1 protein-coding gene is annotated in these 831 nt (G+C 46.6%); it reads right to left on the reverse strand.

Annotated features, from left to right (window positions below; genetic code table 11):
* The coding region (locus tag ACS8FC_RS16235; RefSeq protein WP_439297534.1) for an OB-fold nucleic acid binding domain-containing protein at positions 1-831 on the reverse strand (831 nt) is incomplete at both ends.

The raw sequence follows: 831 nt of genomic DNA on the forward strand, positions 1-831 counted from the left end.
ATGGGCGGTTAACTCTTCGATAATCAAGCGCTGACAGGCAGCGTGAGTACGTGCAGTCAGTTGGGTCAACAGTTTATATTGCTGGCTTGCGTTGGTGTAGGTGGGCGGTGTATGTAGCAGTACTAGCGCTTCAAATATCGTTAAGTTGTAAACGTTGCTATGAGCGATGCGAGCAGCCGCGCTATGAACATCATTATTGACGTTGTAAACGGACGCAGTAGGCCTATTCACACTATTACCAATCATATTATCAGGCACACTTCGCGCCAATGTCGAAAAAATATCTTCTGGAAAGTCTGTCTCTAGCAGTACAGATTTGGCTGGCTCAAAAGGTACTAATGGTAAATCAGCCACGACTGCGAAGTCTTCAGTCGTAAACAGCGTCATCGGTAGACCTTGACTACGAACCGTTTGCAGTGCCAGTTTGATCAAAGTGCGTAGCTTATTTTGGTGCAAGCCTTTGACGCTAGGATAAATGGGCTGTAGACCCGTATCGGTCGTGGCTATATTATCTGTGATAATTTGATATTCAGGATGGTGTATTTGTTTGCCGTAACGACTGACTTTGACTTCACCAAACAGCTGCAATCGCGTCCCCAAATTCATGGTCTGCGCAAGGCCACGATAGACTTTAAAAAACCGCAAAGCTATGGTGCCTGTATCATCATCCACAGTAACGGTCATGCCGCTACGCTTAGTATCGACATGGACCACGCGTCCGGTAATCATAGCCGACTGTCCGTGCGCCACTTCTGCGATTGATACCAGTCGACTGCGATCTTCATAATCACGCGGCAAATGCAGTAGCAAATCAAATATCCGCTTGATATT

This window comes from Psychrobacter sp. 1Y4, assembly GCF_051847555.1.